The sequence below is a fragment of the Ruminococcus sp. HUN007 genome (genome assembly GCF_000712055.1).
Classification (GTDB): Bacteria; Bacillota; Clostridia; order Oscillospirales; family Ruminococcaceae; genus HUN007.
Genome location: NZ_JOOA01000002.1, coordinates 407,715 through 425,598 on the forward strand (window position 1 = coordinate 407,715; position 17,884 = coordinate 425,598).

Annotated in this window: 16 protein-coding genes, 1 pseudogene and 1 riboswitch; of the genes and pseudogenes, 3 read left to right on the forward strand and 14 right to left on the reverse strand. The window is 38.6% G+C overall.

Annotation, left to right across the window (positions count from 1 at the left end; all coding sequences use genetic code 11):
- Positions 1–226: 226 nt before the first annotated feature.
- From CC97_RS05885 to CC97_RS05915, 7 genes are all read right to left on the reverse strand, one after another.
- On the reverse strand, positions 227–1,984 hold the full coding sequence (locus CC97_RS05885) for a transposase (RefSeq protein WP_044973470.1): 1,758 nt from the start codon (positions 1,982–1,984) through the stop codon (positions 227–229).
- 20 nt (positions 1,985–2,004) lie between these two features.
- Positions 2,005–2,376, reverse strand: coding sequence for a hypothetical protein (locus CC97_RS05890; protein ID WP_044973469.1), 372 nt, complete (start codon positions 2,374–2,376; stop codon positions 2,005–2,007).
- 217 nt (positions 2,377–2,593) lie between these two features.
- Complete coding sequence (locus CC97_RS05895; RefSeq protein WP_044974221.1) at positions 2,594–3,358, reverse strand: energy-coupling factor transporter transmembrane component T; 765 nt, start codon at positions 3,356–3,358, stop codon at positions 2,594–2,596.
- 3 nt (positions 3,359–3,361) lie between these two features.
- Complete coding sequence (locus CC97_RS05900; protein ID WP_044974222.1) at positions 3,362–4,159, reverse strand: ABC transporter ATP-binding protein; 798 nt, start codon at positions 4,157–4,159, stop codon at positions 3,362–3,364.
- A gap of 20 nt (positions 4,160–4,179) precedes the next feature.
- Positions 4,180–5,016, reverse strand: a complete 837-nt coding sequence (locus tag CC97_RS05905) for an ABC transporter ATP-binding protein (protein ID WP_044974223.1) — start codon at positions 5,014–5,016, stop codon at positions 4,180–4,182.
- A 134-nt stretch (positions 5,017–5,150) separates the two neighbouring features.
- Complete coding sequence (locus CC97_RS05910; RefSeq protein ID WP_044974224.1) at positions 5,151–5,711, reverse strand: tryptophan transporter; 561 nt, start codon at positions 5,709–5,711, stop codon at positions 5,151–5,153.
- Between the two features lie 503 nt (positions 5,712–6,214).
- Positions 6,215–6,667, reverse strand: a complete 453-nt coding sequence (locus CC97_RS05915; protein WP_044974225.1) for a hypothetical protein — start codon at positions 6,665–6,667, stop codon at positions 6,215–6,217.
- 726 nt (positions 6,668–7,393) lie between these two features.
- Here CC97_RS05915 and CC97_RS20020 point away from each other — a divergent pair.
- Entirely contained in the window at positions 7,394–7,609 is a 216-nt protein-coding gene (locus tag CC97_RS20020) for a hypothetical protein (RefSeq protein ID WP_156036791.1), read from the forward strand.
- A gap of 556 nt (positions 7,610–8,165) precedes the next feature.
- Positions 8,166–8,241: riboswitch (cyclic di-GMP riboswitch) on the reverse strand.
- A gap of 151 nt (positions 8,242–8,392) precedes the next feature.
- Here CC97_RS20020 and CC97_RS05930 read toward each other — a convergent pair.
- Complete coding sequence (locus CC97_RS05930) at positions 8,393–8,593, reverse strand: hypothetical protein (RefSeq protein ID WP_044974228.1); 201 nt, start codon at positions 8,591–8,593, stop codon at positions 8,393–8,395.
- Positions 8,594–8,772: 179 nt separating this feature from the next.
- Here CC97_RS05930 and CC97_RS05935 point away from each other — a divergent pair, with 179 nt between their 5' ends.
- The gene (locus CC97_RS05935) at positions 8,773–10,635 is read left to right on the forward strand and encodes an IS1634 family transposase (protein WP_156036793.1); all 1,863 of its coding nucleotides are present in this window, start codon (positions 8,773–8,775) and stop codon (positions 10,633–10,635) included.
- 204 nt (positions 10,636–10,839) lie between these two features.
- Here the strand turns inward: CC97_RS05935 and CC97_RS05940 are convergent, their stop codons facing one another.
- The 3 genes from CC97_RS05940 to CC97_RS05950 all read right to left on the reverse strand — a co-directional run bounded on the left by CC97_RS05940 (position 10,840) and on the right by CC97_RS05950 (position 14,052).
- On the reverse strand, positions 10,840–11,706 hold the full coding sequence (locus CC97_RS05940) for a carbohydrate ABC transporter permease (RefSeq protein WP_044974230.1): 867 nt from the start codon (positions 11,704–11,706) through the stop codon (positions 10,840–10,842).
- On the reverse strand, positions 11,696–12,589 hold the full coding sequence (locus tag CC97_RS05945; RefSeq protein WP_044974231.1) for a sugar ABC transporter permease: 894 nt from the start codon (positions 12,587–12,589) through the stop codon (positions 11,696–11,698). Before CC97_RS05945 ends, CC97_RS05940 begins: the two co-directional genes overlap by 11 nt.
- Positions 12,590–12,729: 140 nt before the next feature.
- A complete protein-coding gene (locus tag CC97_RS05950; protein WP_044974232.1) occupies positions 12,730–14,052 on the reverse strand; it encodes an extracellular solute-binding protein in 1,323 nt (440 codons plus the stop codon).
- Between the two features lie 426 nt (positions 14,053–14,478).
- Here CC97_RS05950 and CC97_RS05955 point away from each other — a divergent pair.
- A pseudogene (locus CC97_RS05955) lies at positions 14,479–15,061 on the forward strand (TerD family protein).
- 114 nt (positions 15,062–15,175) lie between these two features.
- On the opposite strand, the gene CC97_RS05960 reads toward CC97_RS05955, so the two are convergent.
- Genes CC97_RS05960 through CC97_RS05970 form a run of 3 tightly spaced genes read right to left on the reverse strand, consistent with a single transcriptional unit; the run spans position 15,176 to position 17,816 of the window.
- Positions 15,176–15,439 (reverse strand): hypothetical protein, encoded by a 264-nt coding sequence (locus tag CC97_RS05960; protein ID WP_044974233.1) that lies wholly within the window; start codon positions 15,437–15,439, stop codon positions 15,176–15,178.
- A gap of 8 nt (positions 15,440–15,447) precedes the next feature.
- A complete protein-coding gene (locus CC97_RS05965; RefSeq protein WP_044974234.1) occupies positions 15,448–16,653 on the reverse strand; it encodes an HD domain-containing protein in 1,206 nt (401 codons plus the stop codon).
- A 29-nt stretch (positions 16,654–16,682) separates the two neighbouring features.
- Positions 16,683–17,816: a DUF4317 family protein gene (locus tag CC97_RS05970; protein WP_044974235.1), complete on the reverse strand. Its 1,134-nt coding sequence runs from the start codon at positions 17,814–17,816 to the stop codon at positions 16,683–16,685.
- Positions 17,817–17,884: the final 68 nt, after the last annotated feature.

The following is a 17,884-nucleotide window of genomic DNA, read 5'->3' on the forward strand; positions in this document are numbered from 1 at the left end:
TCGCTGTACAAGGTGTGTTTCGTCAGTGCGGAACATCTTGCGAACCTGTATACATGCGGCTTTATTATTTTACCATATAAATCTTGGGTTTGTCAAGCATTTTTTATATAAACGGAAAATTAATTTTTAATTTATGTTACTATTCACGACCTAATTTTCCCAGTACAAAAGAAAACAACACCACTGGACCGGTTTTATTACCGGCCTGGTGGTGCTGTATTTTTTATTATTCACATTCAGCAAATATTTCTTCGACAGTATATGGGTTACCATCACATAATCTTGTTAATGCATCATATTCGTTGATTCCATTTCTTCGGCATGTTTCAATGTATGTACGAATCATTGCATAGTTATTTGCTGTTTTTGAAGATGCGAACTGACCTGACACCTTCATTTTTGTTTTCGTCCCACGTAGTGCTCGTTCTGAGAGATTATTTGTTGTAGGCAGACTGAAATCATATACCCAGGCGAAGTAATTGCTGCGATATTTTATGATTCTGCGTATCAGAGCGCGTTCCGGACCGCCTGAATATTTTGATGTATTCGCTTCTGCCAGCGTTTCTGCTCTTTGCAGAAGTTCTGTAAGCTTGCTTTCAAAATTTTCAAGATATCCATCATCAAATCGTGTTGTTCCTGCTTGTATCAGATTCTTTCGGTCTTTTATCGTTGCTGATATCAATGCTTTTATTTCAAGCAGTACTTCATGATTGGTTTCATCTGCAAGTTTCTGAAGATCGCGCTGCAAATGTGCATTACACTCAATATTTATGAACACAAAACGTTCATTGTAATTGATGCTGTTATGATCATGCATAACAGATGTTTCAGCAGAAAGATTTTCAAGTATTCCATCCAGAAGAATTCCGTTCATATCTTTGTTTTCATGGGCTGCAAAGAACGCGATTCTTTCGTCTCCGTAAAATCTCAGGCAGATTCTTTTGGTATCGGCGTAAACCACGGTATCATCCCAGTAAATGAGCAGTCTTTTAAGTAACTCCCTTCGCAAATCATTATGAAAAACTGCCAGTGCTTTGGCGGCTCTGGCCTGTACTTTAGCTACATACCCTTCACTCGGACTGATCTCTCCGTTTGTTATGCCCTGAAAGAATACAGGAACCTTATTTATTGACGAATTCATAATATTCAGCAAAACAAGTATCATTGCCTGTACGTTTGCTCCATATCTTACTTTCGTTCTTTTTTCAGGTGCCGTTCTGCTGATCACCAGGGTCCCGCAATTCTTACATTTGTAGACGTAATACTTATGCTTCACCCTCTTTACTTTAACTTCTACTTCTATTTCATAGCGATTTTCTGTTTTTCCGGTATATTCAAACTCATCTTTTTTGCATTTCGGACAACAGTCATCTTCAGTTAAACAATGTTCCGTTATATCAGTTATTGCTTCTTCTGCAGGTGGTTCAAGCTCTGATCTTTTATGCCCTGTTTGGCCTCCTTTGGAATTATCGGTTTCTTCTCTGCTGTTTGGTCTTGCTTTTGATTTCCCGATTGGTGTCTGCGATGTAGGCAGAGATGTATTGGTTCCATCTCTGTCCTGTACCGCTTTCATATGCCGGATCTCGGCTTTAAGTGTTTCTATTATGGTGTCTTTCTCGTCAAGTGCTTTTTGATATTCTTCGTCCTTCTTAGCAAGCTTTTTTTGATACTCACAGAACAAATCATAGTTTTCCTGTCTTAATTTACAGATTGTATCTATCTTTTCATCAAGCTCTTTGGTGTGATTTTCGCATTCAATTACAAGCTGTTCATACCAGATATCGCGTACTTTCTTCACTGCATTTTTTGATGACCGAACTTGTCTGCAAAGCTGTTTTATCCGCCTCTGATATCCAAGATATATGAGATGATGATTATGCTGCAGTTTTTTATATCTCTCACCATTTTCAAATTCTTTTACCAGACGTTTAAGTCTTTTATTTTCATATTGTAATGATGTATTGATAAAAAACTGCCTGTTCATAGCTTGCTTCCTGTTCTGTTTTATTTCTGTTCCAGCGCTCTTTCTGCTGATTCCTTTATGTTCAGTAAGTGATTTTTAAGAATAGCATTTTGTTTTTCAAGTTCGCTGATTCTTTTATCTTTCTGTATACTTTCTTCTTTTAGTTTTTTTATGATTTCCTTGTAATCCGGTTCTGCTGTTACCTTCGTTTCAACAGTATTGCTATTTGATTCTGATTTAGCCTTTCGTCCCGGCTTTCCTGTAGACGGTATCAGTTCTCCCGTTACCGGATCTTCCACTCCAAGATACTTGCGTATTGGTCTTGATTGTTTGGTTACAGGGTCGTAGTGTGATGTTGATTCATAAAGAACCACTCTTCCGGTTTTCTTATCTGTGTAGCGTACAATCGACATGATTTCAGCTTCCTTTCTACACTTGGTACTTATTATTATATCACATACCAACGAAAATGTCAATAGTTTTATTGGTATCTATTTAAACAAATACCACTATGCTTTTTTGTACTTTTTTTACGTAAAAAAACAGTGCTGAAAACATCGCATTTTCAATGTTTTCAGCACCATTATCATTTTTCTATTTTACATTATTTGGCCGTGAATAGTAACTAATTTATATCATTATACCCCCGGCGATAACCACTGCACAGATAAGTACAGCAAAGATGTCGTTGCTGCCGAAAGGATATTTTTTATATCCGCTTTTTGCTGTTCTGCGGTTGAAGCCGCGAAGCTCTGCTGCTATTGCGCTTGAATCTATCTTCTTAACAGATGATATAAGGAGCGGAACACAGAGAGGAATTATAAGTCCTATTTTTTTGAAGATATTCTTTGTATCAAATTCAACGCCTCGTGCGGTCTGTGACTCGATAATGCCAGCCATTTCAGATGCGAATACCGGAATAAAACGAATTACCGTGATAACTGCAAATGCATATTTATAAGGTATTTTCAGCTTTGAAACCATTACGTTTGCAAGATCACTCATCTGTGTAACTGAGAGCATAATCGCAAGCGGAAGAGCTGTTGCCAGGAGTCTGAGTACAAAAAGAAGTGAAAAATACACGCCGTCATCCGTTATCGGTAATTTAAGTCCCGGAATTGTAAAAAGCGTATTTCCTGTTCTAACGAAAAGGACCTGTACAATGAAGAGTACAACAGAAAGTTTGGAAAGGCCAGATAAAATAGATAAAGCCATTTTATGTATTCCGGCTGCAAATGCTATAAGAAGATTTATAACAATAACTCCGGCTACGAAATATATATTTGAACTTACAAAGCACATTGCGCAGAGTACAACAGCAAGAATAAGCTTTGAAAGCGGATTCATCCTGTGAAACACAGAATTACCGTCTTTATAGTCAAGAAATCCTTTCATTGTTTACACCCTCACCTTTTCTCTGATTTTCTGAAGCATTTCCTCATGAGTATAAACATCGTCAAAGCCTTCAAAGCGAAGAGCGAGATCAGCTATCTGAGGCGGTAAAAGTCTCGCTTCGGAAAGTACTTCCATGTTCTTCATGACTTTTCTCATTTCATCGAAAGCTATCATTCTTCCGTCAGTCATCACAAGGACTTTCTTAGCGAAGTCAAGAACAAGTTCCATATCATGAGTGACCATAACGACAGTAGTGCCGCGTGAATTCAGTTCAGATACTATATTAAGTATCTGCATGCACTCTGCGTAGTCAAGTCCCGTAGTAGGCTCGTCAAGTATAAGAACATCCGGTTCAGTGACTATAATTGATGCAAGTGCGATCTTCTGGCGTTCACCGCGGCTTAAACTGAACGGATCATGGGTCGGATCAAAGCCGAATTTCTCTATTATAGCATCAACACGCTTCTGAGCTTCAGCCGTATCAGCTCCTATGCATTCCATGCTGAACATAAGCTCGTCACGTATTGTGTTTTTGCATATCTGTCTGTCCGGGTTCTGAAACAGAAATCCTATATGTTTCGCAAGCATACTTGTACGTGTTGTCTTTGTGTTGAAACCATTTATGGTAACATCGCCTGATGTCGGCTTTAATATACCGTTGAACAGCTTGCTCATTGTTGTTTTACCGGCGCCGTTGGAACCGAGTATTGCAACAAAATCCCCTTTATCTATATGAAAGTTAAGATTCTTAATAGTATCTTCTGTTTCATATCTGAAACATACATTTTTAAAATCGATCATTTATTGTCCTTCCTCCGCGGTCAAAGAATACTGCGAACCATTTTTTCCGCACTGTCAAGTTCAGCCGGATATTCACCGCTGTAAAGTCCGTTTTCATGGAGCATTCTTGCAAGTGTTACGATTCGCGGACAGTTGATGCCCATGTTTTCAAGATCTTCACTGTGTTCAAGTACCTTTTCAACAGTATCGAAATGAACTGCCTTTCCTCCGTCAATAACAAGAAGCTTGTCAGCAAATTCACACTGAAGCATGATTTTCTGTTCAACAACGATAACTGTCATACCGTATTTCCGGTTGAGTTCCTTCAGAAGTTCGAATATCTCGCGGCTGCTCTGCGGATCAAGTTCACCTGTAGGTTCGTCAAGAACAAGTATTTTCGGTCTGAGTGCGATCATCGCCGCTATTGCAGTTTTCTGTTTCTGACCACCGCTTAAGGTTCCGATACTTCTGGTACGGAGTTTTTCAATGCGAAGAGCTTTAAGAGCTTCATCTATTCTTTCCTCTATCTCCTCAGCCGGACATCCGAAGTTTTCAAGTCCGAAAAGTATTTCATCTTCAACGATTGTTGCCGTCATCTGAGCGTCGATATCCTGAAAAACGCATCCCACTTCCCCTGCTATCTTTTCAGGCTTGTTATCAACTGTATCAAGGCCGTTCACCTTTACAGCACCGTAAAAATCGCCCTTGTAGTGGTGTGGTACTGTTCCGTTGATCGCATAGGTAAGAGTCGATTTACCTGCGCCGCTTGGTCCTATTACTCCGATGAACTCACCGTCGTTAATTGTCAGATCAATACCGTCAAGAGCAAATTTCTTACCGCCCGAATACATAAACTTCAGATTGTTAAATTCGATCATCTGCAATTTTCCTTCCGTTTGTGATTTATATTTATTGTCTGATAAAAAAAGTTTATATCAAAATTATAGTGAATGCCGGAACCGGGTCCGACATTCACTATAAGCTATTCTGTCTTAAATGTTATGATTATCGATTACTTCTTAAATGCAAGCTTTACAGGAGCATAAAGAACTGAAACTATTATTGTGTTGATAACTGATGTACCCATAATGATTCCCATGAATACTGAAAGAGCAACCGGCTTTACATCTGCACCTGCATAGTAGAGAATGTAGAGAAGTCCGAGATAAACCATACCACTTGTAAATGTTGAAATGAATGTACATACTGCAGGAGCGATATCGACCTTGCCGAACTTCATCGGGATCTTGAGAAGGAGGTACATAAGAAGCGCACCAACAAGCTCACTTCCGATATTGATAAAAGGTGTACCTGGGAAGAACTGACATGTTACACCGGCAAGTATACCGATAATCGCTGCCTCTGAGAATTTTGGTCTGATTACAAGAATAGCAAGACAGTACATTGCAATAATAAAGTTTGGCTTCATTCCGCCGAAGTTGATAACTGATCCGGCAAAGAACTTAAGAACAGCACCTGCAGCAAGAAGAACAGCTACAAAAATGATTTCCTTGAGTCCGAATCCTGTAGTTTCCTGTGTTTTAACTACTCTTTTTTCGCTTACGTTTTCCATGATTAAACATCCTTTCAAAAATAAAAAATTTTTAATGGAGTGCTGTCAGTATCGTAATTGACCCCGGACACAAAAAAATCCTTATGTACCCCCATAACCAGGGTACATAAGGACAGAATACTCTCTGCGGTGCCACCTTAATTGTCTGAAAAGATCAGACCGCTTACGAAAATGCCAACACATTTTCTGCCGTTAACGCCGGCTTACGTTTCCGCTACTAAATACTAATGTATTTTTCACTTCACCCTCAGCGATCCATTTATCACACTGCATTTCCGCGGTTTTCCAGCGTCCCCGCTCTCTGTAGGCGCATGACATGATTTTATCTTCGCATCACAGGTTTATTAATTATTTCAATTGGTATTTTAGCATATCTGATTTTATTTGTCAATAGAATTTTTTCAAATCAAGAAGCCAAAACTAAAAATTGTCAGTTTAGTAAAATACCATCCGCATGAGCCAATTTATTTTAGACATTATAGAAAACAGAAGCCAGTCTGTTTTTATTCTTCAATTTTACCGGCTACCTTTTCAACAAACTTTGTATTGAATTCTTCCTGAGTCACTTCTTTTGCTGAAGAAGGCATTGATAAAATGCTTTCCTCAAAACTGTCGTCAAGTTTTTCAATGTACATGGCTGATCCGTCTTCGCTGAGTATCGCATAAAGCTTATTGTTATCGATTAAAAATTTTGAAAAAGTATCAGTTGTTCCCTGATAGAATTCATCATATTTATATGTCTTTCCTTCAAGCTCGGTTTCTCCGCTTTCAACATAACCATAATCCGCAAACATATCCACTGAATTATCATCAGCGTCATCCACCGGAACCTTATAGTAGATGTCATCGATCAGAGTATACTGAAAACCGTCCTTGTAAAGAGTGCTGTAGACCGTATCCATAAAATCCACATTAACAAGTATACCGTTTCTGGTATAGTATATATCCTGTTTCATAGAAGAACCTGAAACATCTGCTGACAGAATCAGATGGTATTTGTCTGAAGTAAGAAGTTTTATCTCTTTTTCGCTGTCAATACCGGTAAAATCATTTGTAACCTTATCTTTTTTGATTTGTTCTGCGGATACAGCAGATTCAGCACTGTTATCTTCCGATATACTGTTTTCTGATGATGCGACTGTACTTTTTTCATCCGAAGAAGAGGCAGCGTTTTTTACCGCCGCAGGAAGTAATTGCAGCGCACAAACACAGCACTGCAGCCGAAGCTATTATTTTTTTGATCATAAGGGAAACCTCCGTATTCTGAATAGTAAACGAAAAACATGTTCCGTATACTATAATATGGTTTTCTTTCTCTGCAAACCATGTTTCCTTAGCATAAATATAACCGGTCCTGCTGCTTCACGCGGACCAATATAATTATAACACTTTCTGACCATTTTGGCAATACTGGTTTTAAACCATGAAGCAGTAAACAGAATCAGAAGATTCTCATCGGCTGTATTCATATCATATCCGGAATATTGATTTGACTTTAATAAAAGTTTATGATATACTTTAAAACTGTGAAAAGGAATTATGCGGTATTATCACCGTTCGTTCCTCAGGAGGTGTTTATTATTCCGTCACACTGGTACATATTTCTTTCTGTTCTGATAGTTTTCTGTATTATAGTCAGCAGGGACAGAAGAAGAAAAATAATAATAAAAAAGAATTTACGAATGAAAAAGAAAGGGGTAAAACGAACAATGCCTTTGGAACTGCTCAATGACTGCATAGGAAAAGAAGTTATTATCTGTGTTGAGGGCGAGCTCAGCGGATTTAAAGCCAATGTTATTTCTATAAAGGATAACTGGATAAAGGTAGAAGAGAAAAACAATATCCGTCTGATAAACGGCGATATGATCACTCAGATTTTTATTCCGAAAAAGAAGTAAAAAAATAAGATGCGCTTTATCAGCGCATCTTATTTTTTTCTCGTGATTTTATCCCCATTTTCCTTAAAAGTACCCCGGCCGATCCTTACAATAATCCCTAAAGTAATTGTTCCCCAACAAAAACTATCTCATATCGCCCCGCCGATCAGAAATCCTCATCAACCTATATCTTTTCCCCATCAACTATTTCTCTGCACCCCACCGGTCTGCCTCGCAATAATCCGGAATAACATTGTTCCCCAACAATACTATCACAATTCCGACGCTTTCCCCAGCAGAAGTGATCCTCAATAGTCCCGAGCGGCAAGTCCTGTCCCCCAACACGACCTGTCTGGTTTCCCCTTTTTTCATTTCCGTAATACCCAATAATCATTCTGAACTGTCCCGTCCCCCAACGAAACTGTTCATATACCATAGACCCCATTTCACGGTTCCCATATAATCCGTTTTATCAGCCTGTAAAATCAAAAAACCCACAGTATAAATACTGTGGGTAATTCTCATTTATCAGTGTCTGTGCAATTCTTAGTAAATACTAATAAAAAGTATTTATTATCATTGCAGCTGGCTGACATTCCACAGTCCCTATAGCTTTGCGTCACATCTTTTCAGATGCTTTGCCCTTCTGATAATATCAGTTTCGATGTTCTGTTTAAACATCTTTAACTGATGTTTTTATTATAAATCATTAAAACCTGTTTGTCAACCGTTTATCACAAAGTTCAGCACTTTATGTAATAATAAAATGCATGTTTTGTGCAAATTAACCACGAGATCTTCTGATTATCCCTTTATTGCTCCGGCAATAAGGCTTTCCTGGATCTTTCTGCTTATGAAAGCATACACAAACAGTGTCGGGAATGTAGCGATAACAAGAGCTGCACCGATCGGTCCCCACTTTGTAGTATATGATCCGAAGAAAGTATTTATTGCAACAGGAAGTGTACTGAAACGTCTTTCACTGTTGAAAATATTAGCAAACATAAGTTCGTTCCACGCCTGAAGGAAAGTAAAGATGATAACTGTAGAAACGGCACTTTAACACTTCCAAATCAATATAACCAATTCAAACCGCATAATTGCGGCTTTTTTTGTGTCAAATTTTCTGAATTTTTTCGTTGTATGGTGTTGTATTTTTATTTCAAATATGGTATAATATAAATATGAAGCTTAATTACGATAAAAAATCCAAAGATCCCACCTATTTTATCCAGATGGGAATCAGAAACGGTAAAAAGACAACAACCAAAAATGTAGCTCGTATCGGTAAGCATTCAGAACTTCTTAAGATTACAGACGATCCTCTTTCATATGCGAAAGAACAGGTCAGAATATATAACGAGGAGCATAAGAAAAATAAAACACTTGCACTTGATCTGAAAATCGACTTTAATGAGAAGATCAAAGCTACCGATGCTGTTACTTCATTATCCACAGACAAAAATATAGGCTATTTCTTTCTTCAGTATATCTACGGAAAACTTGAAATAAGTTCATTTTTCAAAAACATCACTGAAGACAGAAAAATTGAATTCAACCCTAATCTTGTAAACAGATTTATTACGTTTTCAAGAATTATTGATCCGGATTCAAAACTCGGTTCGTTCCAGAAAATGAGTAACTATTACGAACAGCCTGATTTTGATTACATGCATATAATGCGTACCATGGATCTGATGAAAGACCATTACGACGAATATATCAGCTACCTGTATGAAAAAAGCTGCAGTATTATCAAAAGGAATACATCGGTGTGCTATTACGACTGTACAAATTATTACTTTGAAACCGAATGTGAAGACGAAGACTATGTTGATGAAGTAACAGGAGAATTCATCAAAGGGCTTCGTAAATATGGTCCTTCAAAAGAACATCGTCCAAATCCTATCTGCGAAATGGGACTGTTCATGGATGCAGAAGGTATCCCTTTATCCATGTGTATTTCATCAGGTTCTGATAATGAGCAGACTACTGCTATTCCGCTGGAAAAGAAACTTACTAAAATGCTCCAGGGGAAAAAGTTCATATACTGTGCCGATGCAGGTCTTGGATCTTTGAATATCCGTAATTTCAATTCTATGGGTGGTCGTGCGTTTATCGTTACACAGTCCGTAAAGAAACTTTCCTCAATGTTACAGGAGGCGGTTTTTAACGATTGTGATTACAAGCTGCTTTCCAGCAATAAGCATATTTCACTAAACTATATGAAGACATTCGACAGAAAAAATCCTGATAATCTGAGTCTTTACAACGATCATGCCTACAAAATAATTGACGCGGATAAAGCGTTCGATGTAGGACTTTACGAAGAAAAAATCTGCAAAAACGGAAAGGTAAAAAAAGTTAAATCCAAAGCAACGCTTAAACAGAAAATCATTATCTCATTTTCAAGAAAAATGATGGAATATCAGCGTTACATACGCAACAGGCAAATTGAAAGAGCGAAAAAGCTGCTTGAAAATATCGATCCTGAAACTTACAAAAAGGGGCCGCATGATGTTACCAGATTCATCAAAAGAATCTCTAAGTCCAAAGCTGAAGAGAACGGTTCCGACACCTACATTCTTGACAAAGAAGCAATTGAAAAAGAAGAAAAATACGATGGCTTTTATGCCGTAGCAACCAATCTTGATGATGACGCAAAATCTATTCTTGAAATCAGCATGAACCGCTACAAAATAGAGGACTGTTTTCGAATCATGAAAACCAATTTTGACGCAAGACCTGTTTACCATAGTACCCTGAACAGAATTATTGCTCATTTTATGATATGCTATACTGCGCTTTTGATTTATCGTATTCTTGAAAAACTGCTTGAAGAAAAAGGATATCATTTTTCAGTATACAATATCATTGAAACAATCCGGAATATGAACGTTTCAAATATCCAGGATATGTGCTACATGTCCAATTATACTTGCTCTCAGGTGTGTACTGCTTTGAACGAAATTACGGGACTTGAGTTAGACAAACAATACTATCTGCCAAAGACTTTGAATGGAAAAATAAAATTAATTTCCAAATAATTGCTCATACAACATTTTTGAAAAACGAAAAAAGAGGCGTAATCAACGCATTTGCGTTAGTTACGCCTCGATTGTTTTCTTGAAGTGTTAAAGTCGGGATTATAAATCATTAAAACCTGTTTGTCAACCGTTTATCACAAAGTTCAGCACTTTATGTAATAATAAAATGCATGTTTTGTGCAAATTAACCACGAGATCTTCTGATTATCCCTTTATTGCTCCGGCAATAAGGCTTTCCTGGATCTTTCTGCTTATGAAAGCATACACAAACAGTGTCGGGAATGTAGCGATAACAAGAGCTGCACCGATCGGTCCCCACTTTGTAGTATATGATCCGAAGAAAGTATTTATTGCAACAGGAAGTGTACTGAAACGTCTTTCACTGTTGAAAATATTAGCAAACATAAGTTCGTTCCACGCCTGAAGGAAAGTAAAGATGATAACTGTAGAAATTGCCGGCTTCATAAGCGGAAGGATTATTCTGAAGAATATTCCGAATGTACCGCATCCGTCCAGACAAGCTGACTCTTCAAGTTCCTTCGGAATGTTTACCATAAAACTACCGAATATCATTATTGCCATAGCAAGCGAGAAAGCTGCATACGGAACAATAAGTGCCTGATAGGAGTTAAGCATTTTAAGTGACTTGAGCATGAGGAATACAGGAAGAAGTGCAGCATGGATCGGAAGAGTAAGACCAAGCATAAAAATGTTGTTTACTGTTTCACGTCCGCGCCATTCCATTCTTGTAAGAGCATAACATGCCATGAGTGCACATACAATTGTAAGAGCAATAGTAAACACAGAAATGATAATACTGTTTTTAAAACCTAAAAGTATAGAACTGTCACGCATAAGTCCTGAACTAAGTGTACCTGAACGCATAGCGTCCGCATAGTTGGACCACATCCAGTTTCTCGGAAGTCCGAGAACATTTTCGCCGAATATTTCAGAGTTTTCCTTCAGGGAAAAAGTGAACATCCAGTAAAGCGGAAATACGCAGAGCACAGTCCAGAGAAGAAGAACTACATATGTACCAACCGGCACTTTATTTAATTTTTTACTTTTCATCGTAATCCTCCGTCTTGATTCCTTTCTTGATCAGTATTGCAAAGAAGAAGCAAAGGAATATGATCATTACTGCTATAGCACTACCGTAGCCATATCTGCTTTCGTCAAATGTCATGTTTACCATAAGAGTACTCGGCACTTCACTTGCATGGTCCGGGCCGCCTCTTGTGAGTACGTAGATAAGGTCGAATGTTTTAAGTGAACCGGTTACCGCAAATATTACGCAGATCTTGATTACTGGCTTTAAAAGCGGAATAATGATCTTTGTGTTGATCTGCCAGTCATTAGCACCGTCAATACGGGCTGCTTCTATGACATCAGGTGATACGCTCTTGATACCGGCATACATGAGAAGCATGTGATAGCCTACATACTGCCAGAGGTTAGGAAGAAACGCCGCAAGCAGTACTGTCTTCGGTTCAGCCAGCCATGCTGTTTTTGAAAGGCTGTCAAGTCCGATTTTATCAAGAAGTACATTAAGAACACCGTAATTCGGATTATAGATCTTTAACCAGAGCTGTCCGATTACAACTGTTGACATAAGTACAGGTATAAAAAAGACTGTCATGAAGAAACGCTCACCTTTTATCCCCTTTGAGATAAGAAGAGCAAGTGCAAGCGACAGAGGAAGCTGGATGAAAACAGAAAGTACAGCAAGAAGAAGTGCATTCATTGTAGTTTTCGGAAATCCTGCTGATTTACTGGTAAAAAGTTCAATATAGTTCTGGAAACCAATGAACTTAGGTTCTGTGATTCCGTTCCAGTCCTGCAGACTGTAGATAAATGACATTATAATCGGGACAATTATTATCCCGGCAAACAGGATCACTGCCGGCAGCAGAAATACTGTCAGCGCCAGTTTGTTTTTTCGTATGCTTTCCATATAAGACCTGCCTTTACGAGATAGTAATCCTTTTATCATAGCACTGACCGGCTGAAATAACCGGTCAGTACTATGATATTATTGTAAGGATTTCAAGGAAAATTCAGATTAGAATTATTAAATGAAGAAATATTCTTAAATTATTTTTCAAGCTGAGCAGCCATTTCCTTCTGGAAGTCTTCAGGGGTAATTGAACCTAAATAGAGCTTCTGGAGAAGTGCAAGATATTCGTTTGCATCCTCTGATGTAAGAAGAGTATCAAACCAGAGTGTGAATGATGTTGCGCCGTTAGCATAGTCAGCAACTTTCTTTGTAAGTGCAGGAACCTCTGAATCATCATAGTTTACCTTCCATGCCGGGATACCAGCACCTGTGAGATAAGCGTACTTAGAGATGCCCTTTGTTAATTCGAAAGCAAATTCAGCTGAAAGATCAGCATTCTTTGTTGAAGCAGCAACCATGAGTGAGTCAGCACCGCCGCCCATGAAGTCAGTGATCTTTGCATTCTTATCATTAACAACCGGGATAGGAGCAACTGAGAAATCATCAGGATTTGCAGCATCTGTCATAATAGAGCCGCCCATCCAGCTTCCTGTAAAGTACATTGCAGCCTTGCCTGCATAGAACTCAGCACTTGCTTCATCGTTTGAAAGTGCTGCAGCACCATCAATGAATGCGCCCATATCAGAGAGTTCCTTGATCTTCTGTGCTGAAAGCAGGAAGTCAGGATCGCTGTATGAACCACCCTGCTTCAGAAGTGTCTTCTGGAGCTTGTCAGGACCTACAGACTTAAGTGTAAGACCGTCGTGAAGCATTGCAAGAACCCACTTATCCTTTGCACTTGTAGCGATAGGTGTTACGCCTGCATCCTTAAGTGTCTGGCAAACCTTTACGAAATCATCCCATGTAGCAGGAGCTTCGAGGTTGTTTTCCTTAAAGATCTTCTGGTTGTACCACATTGCTGAAACAGGAGTTACGATAGTTGAACCGTAAACCTTGCCGCCGTATGTAATGTTTGCAACAGCTGCTTCTGAAAGGTCTGCCTTGTAGTTTTCATAGTAGCTTGAAAGGTCAAGAACCTTGCCTGAGTCAACGAATGACTGTGAGAATCCGCCTGCCCATGTATAGAATACATCAGGGAGCTCATTAGCAGCAACTGCTGATTTTATCTTCGTCTTGTAAGATTCGTTTTCGAATGTTTCGTGAACTACTTTTACACCAGGATGTGAAGTTTCAAAGTCCTTGATCGCATTAGCGTAAGCTGAATGGAATGAGTCAGACTCTGTAGCAATGCTCCATAGTGTGAGTGTTGTTTCCTGAGCAGCGTCATTTGAGCCTGCATTGCTGTTTCCGTCATTTGATGCTGTACTGCTGCCGCCGCCGGCTGCCGGGCCGCATCCTGTTACTACTCCAGCCATAAGAACGGCTGCTGCGATTCCGCTAAGAATTCTTCTGATTTTCATAATATAAAATTCCTCCTGTTTGTGAAATTATTTTGTTTGTTTTCACATCTCTTGATGTTATTATTATAGCTCATTTTCTTCACTTATGGAATGCATTTTCTTTACCCGTTTAGGGTAATATTTTTACAACATTGCGATATTGATCATCTGAATCATGTTGATGATTGCTAATATCGCTTCTCTGCCCGGTTTTATAATTAGCTATTTCACACAACAAGATTTAATTAAATAGAAGAATGTATCGCAACTTTTAGTAAATCTCCTCTTATGAAACTTGCGCATTTGGGCAATAATATATCCGTAACTATATAAAAAAGTAATTGACTTTATAGTAATAACAATGTATAATAGCTTTATGATGTTCCTTTGCAAGGAAAAGGAATTCATGAACTATAAAATTAAAACACGAACACAGGAGGAAACATTATGGCTATTTCACTTCAGAAAGGTCAGAAAATCGATCTTACAAAAAACTAATCCGGGTCTTCAGAAAGTAATAGTAGGACTCGGCTGGGACGTAAATAAATATGACGGTGGTTCAGACTTCGACCTGGACACATCAGCATTTCTTCTTGACGCTTCAGGAAAGGCTCCGTCGGAATCATCATTTATTTTCTACAACAACCTCAGATCTGACTGCGGTTCCGTATGCCACATGGGCGACAATCTTACAGGTGCAGGCGACGGAGATGATGAACAGATCAAGGTAAATCTCGCTACTGTTCCTGCAAACATTGAAAAAATCGCATTTACAGTTACAATTCATGATTATGAGACAAGACAGCAGAATTTCGGTCAGGTTTCAAACGCTTACATCCGTATTCTCGATGAATCTACAGGCGTTGAACTTATAAGATACGATCTCTGCGAAGATTTCTCAATTGAAACCTGTCTTGTTGTCGGCGAACTTTACAGACATAACGGCGAATGGAAGTTCTGTGCAGTAGGGAGCGGTTTCACAGGAGGTCTCGCATCACTCTGTTCAAACTACGGCCTTAACGCAGGCTGATACAAACTGCATAATAACGAAACAGTAAAAAGTTCTGAATAAAACAGGATCAGCATATCTTACTCGCGTAAATACGCGGGTTTGATATGCTGATCTGTTTTTTATGAGATTTTTTTATATATCGTTCTTTTTCTTTTCTAGTTCGGATTCAAGCCATGATTTAAGCTCTTCAAGGCCTTCCGGAGTTTTTTCAAACTCCTTTACATCCACAATGTCTTCCTCTGGAGTTTTTGCCAGACAGAACTTCCCCATCCACACAGTAACAGTAAGAACATCACCGTTGACTATTTTATAGTTGAATATATTGTGTACACTGCCTGTATAGTTATTTTTCTCGGCAAAATACGTAAAACCAGGTATATCAAATACTTTTTCCATTTCAGACCTCATGAATAAATATTTTTCCCGAATTTCTTCGGCATAATAAATTTTGTAAAGCAGTCATTGAAGTAGCGGTCAGTCATTCCGGAAATATAGTCAACCACTATTCTCCCCTGCATGTTGTTTTCACTGTATTTTCTGAAATAATCCGGATTGTACGAACTAAGATAGTCGCTGTATATTTCAGATTCCCTGTTTCCTGATACGAGCTGGTCATAAAACCTGTCATATACAACGGTAAACATATTCTGAAGCTTTGAATCCTCATCCTTTATTGAAGGGTTTTTATATATTCTTTCATAATTGAATTTAAGAAGTTTTTTCATTGCTGAGTATATATCAGGAGAGATCGTAAGATACGGCTTGTCATAGCTGCTTACTATAATATCTGAAATAAGGGCATTGATTATACTGCTGTTCGTATCGCCGAGAACTTCTGATACCTCAGCCGGGATCTCATTACGTTCAATTATCCTGAGCGTAACAGCATCTTCAATATCACGCCCGATATAGGCAATAATATCGCTTATTCTTACAACACATCCCTCAAGAGTCATAGGAATGATTTTTGCGCTGAAATTCTTCTCGGTAAAGCAGCTTTCATATTCCTTCAGAAAACGATCAAAAGTCTTGTTTCTGTCAGGCTCATATCTGGACTGAAGAATTTCACCGTTATGTGCAAGAACTCCGTCAAGCACCTGAAGGCTAAGGTTAAGGCCTTCACCGTTTTTTTCAAGTTCCATAAGGAACTTCACGCTCTGAGCATTATGGCAGAAACATCCCATGTTCTTTTCCGCACATATTGCATCAAGATATCTTTCGCCGTCATGACCGTACGGAACATGTCCCAGGTCATGTGCAAGAGCTATCGCCTCGATAAGATCTTCATTAAGTCTGAGACAGCGTCCGATCATACGCGCGATTTTTGAAACGAGCTGAACATGAAGAACGCGGTGTGTTATATGGTCATTATCAAAGAATGAAAAAACCTGTGTTTTGTCTATATATCTCGTATAGGCTTTGGAATGGATTATCCGGTCTGCATCATGAAAAAAAGCAGGACGTACATTCTTCCTGTCAGGTATAGGTTCCTCATACAGACGAATACACTCAGAACTCCTGCAGGCATACTTGCTGAAGGTTCTGATCTCACGCTTGTATTCAGTTTTTATTATATCACTGAATATTTTATATTTCAGACTTTCTTCCATTCACTCCACCCCTCACATCATAAAAGCTTTTATTTAAGAACAGCAGGAAGGCCGTTTACAACAATATTAGGATCGTCAAGATCAATTATCAGACAGTTTCTGCCTTCTATACTGCTTGTCCTGAGTCTGCACGCAGCATCTTTTTTGATGTTGATAGTAACATCCGGTGTAGACACAACCGTCCTGTTTTCGGCAAGATTTGAAGCAGTAAGATCAGTCTCGCCTACGATCTGCTGATAAGCAGGTTCAAGCGCCTGAAGTTTTTCCTCACTTACGCCGGCATCTGAAAGAATATGCTTAAGCTGTTTGTCATTGATCTTCGCTGCTTCAGTTTCGTTGCGGCTCAGTTCAACTACTTCCCTGATCTTGTCATTTACCTGTGTAATGACATTATAATTGAGTTCGTCAGAGCAGACTGCATTAAGCACCTGCTGAAAACGTGCTTTTTCATTTTCAGCTGACATAACGAAAACACAGTCAAGAACATTTTCAATAATTGAAATATTCGGCTTGTCAGCTTTCTTTGAAAAATACATTATGTGATTAACATCCGGACTTCTGTCGCTGAAAACAGGATACATAAATCCGTCTGTAGGGATCTTGCTTATTATCATTTCATTATTTGTTTTCTTTGAAATAGTACAGGACTCTTCATCGTAGAAAAGACCGACGTCATTTGTATTTGCCGGGCATACCGCTGTAACAATAAAATTATATTCATCTGTAACGTTATCAGGATCATCGTCGTCATTACGGTTCTTTCTCATAATACTGTATGTGCAGTGTGCTGCAAGCAGAGTAAATGACGCCGCGTAGTCAATATTTGAAGTGATTTTTTCAAGGAACGTATCAATGAGAGACTCGTCTTTCATTTTTGATTCCACAAGATCATAGAGTATCTTCTGTGCTTTACCGTCTTCAAATGATTCAAGAGGAAACTCATACTCAACGAGATGTTTTCCTATAGTACCTGTAAGTACCTTTTTGAGTGAATCAGTAATTACCTCACGTTCATCATCAGCTATTATGCTGTATGGTTTGCTCATTTTGTATTTAACATTTTTTTCGGGATCAATATATGCTGAAAAAAAAGTATTGATGACAAACAGTCCGCTGTCATCATTAAAATTCTTTTTGATCTCATTAAGTTCTTTCTTGTTCATTTAACCATTATCCTTTTCATTGTATGTATTACATTTCTGCTGTGTAACGCAGAGAAACATCAGCCTCT

Coding starts and splice junctions, on each gene's coding strand:
- CC97_RS05940 (WP_044974230.1), bottom strand. CDS start 11,706: ATGAAAAGTAAAAAATTAAATAAAGTGCCGGTTGGTACATATGTAGTT.
- CC97_RS20020 (WP_156036791.1), top strand. CDS start 7,394: ATGAAAAAGAAAGGGGTAAAACGAACAATGCCTTTGGAACTGCTCAAT.
- CC97_RS05960 (WP_044974233.1), bottom strand. CDS start 15,439: ATGGAAAAAGTATTTGATATACCTGGTTTTACGTATTTTGCCGAGAAA.
- CC97_RS05930 (WP_044974228.1), bottom strand. CDS start 8,593: ATGTTTGCTAATATTTTCAACAGTGAAAGACGTTTCAGTACACTTCCT.
- CC97_RS05950 (WP_044974232.1), bottom strand. CDS start 14,052: ATGAAAATCAGAAGAATTCTTAGCGGAATCGCAGCAGCCGTTCTTATG.
- CC97_RS05970 (WP_044974235.1), bottom strand. CDS start 17,816: ATGAACAAGAAAGAACTTAATGAGATCAAAAAGAATTTTAATGATGAC.
- CC97_RS05965 (WP_044974234.1), bottom strand. CDS start 16,653: ATGGAAGAAAGTCTGAAATATAAAATATTCAGTGATATAATAAAAACT.
- CC97_RS05935 (WP_156036793.1), top strand. CDS start 8,773: ATGAAGCTTAATTACGATAAAAAATCCAAAGATCCCACCTATTTTATC.
- CC97_RS05900 (WP_044974222.1), bottom strand. CDS start 4,159: ATGATCGATTTTAAAAATGTATGTTTCAGATATGAAACAGAAGATACT.
- CC97_RS05945 (WP_044974231.1), bottom strand. CDS start 12,589: ATGGAAAGCATACGAAAAAACAAACTGGCGCTGACAGTATTTCTGCTG.
- CC97_RS05910 (WP_044974224.1), bottom strand. CDS start 5,711: ATGGAAAACGTAAGCGAAAAAAGAGTAGTTAAAACACAGGAAACTACA.
- CC97_RS05905 (WP_044974223.1), bottom strand. CDS start 5,016: ATGATCGAATTTAACAATCTGAAGTTTATGTATTCGGGCGGTAAGAAA.
- CC97_RS05915 (WP_044974225.1), bottom strand. CDS start 6,667: ATGAAACAGGATATATACTATACCAGAAACGGTATACTTGTTAATGTG.
- CC97_RS05885 (WP_044973470.1), bottom strand. CDS start 1,984: ATGAACAGGCAGTTTTTTATCAATACATCATTACAATATGAAAATAAA.
- CC97_RS05890 (WP_044973469.1), bottom strand. CDS start 2,376: ATGTCGATTGTACGCTACACAGATAAGAAAACCGGAAGAGTGGTTCTT.
- CC97_RS05895 (WP_044974221.1), bottom strand. CDS start 3,358: ATGAAAGGATTTCTTGACTATAAAGACGGTAATTCTGTGTTTCACAGG.